Below are 586 nucleotides of genomic sequence, written 5' to 3'. Positions count from 1 at the left end.
GGGTCAGGGCCCACAGCATTGTGCTGCGGGTTCCCGTACGGCAAAACGCTAATACTGGTGTTTCTGCCAGCGAGACGATGGCGTCGAAGCCGTCGATATCGGTTTCGCTGATGTTACTGCCCACCACAGGCTGGTGAGCGTATTCCAGGCCCGCTGCCTCGGCGGCGGCGGCCATTTCGGCGCTACTGGGTTGGTTTTCATCTTCACCATCGGGGCGGTTGTTGATGACCATCTTGAAGCCCGCTTTGGCCAGCTCAGCCATATCTTCTGGCTGCAGCTGTTCTGCGACAAAGAGGGTGTCGGTCAATTTCTTGGTAGTCGTCATGGAGACTCCTTGATGATTTGCTGTCAGCTTACCGGGGTATGTGGGGGCTGCAAGTCTTCTTCGTCTTGGCGGTCCTGTTGTTTTATACATTCCGGTGCCAGATCCTGCATGGCCTGATAATGGGTCAGGTAGATCTTGCCGCTAAGCTGTTCGGGTAACGCCGCTCGCTTGAACTGATCCATTACGGGTCCCTTGATCTCCGAGAAGTGAAGCGTGATGCCTGCGTCGGCCAGCCTGCGGTTGAGACTGAGCAGGCCATCG

General features: G+C 56.8%; 2 protein-coding genes. Both read right to left on the bottom strand.

Annotated elements, in window-relative coordinates:
* On the bottom strand, positions 1-325 hold a 325-nt coding region (locus F8C76_RS19135; RefSeq protein WP_152132943.1), incomplete at its 3' end, for a protein tyrosine phosphatase family protein.
* 23 nt (positions 326-348) lie between these two features.
* Positions 349-586 (bottom strand): hypothetical protein (locus tag F8C76_RS19130; protein WP_211372178.1); only part of this gene is annotated, 238 nt, incomplete at its 5' end.

The organism is Flagellimonas olearia (assembly GCF_009184425.1).
Classification (GTDB): domain Bacteria; phylum Bacteroidota; class Bacteroidia; order Flavobacteriales; family Flavobacteriaceae; genus Flagellimonas; species Flagellimonas olearia.
This window is presented reverse-complemented; position numbering and strand designations above follow the sequence as displayed.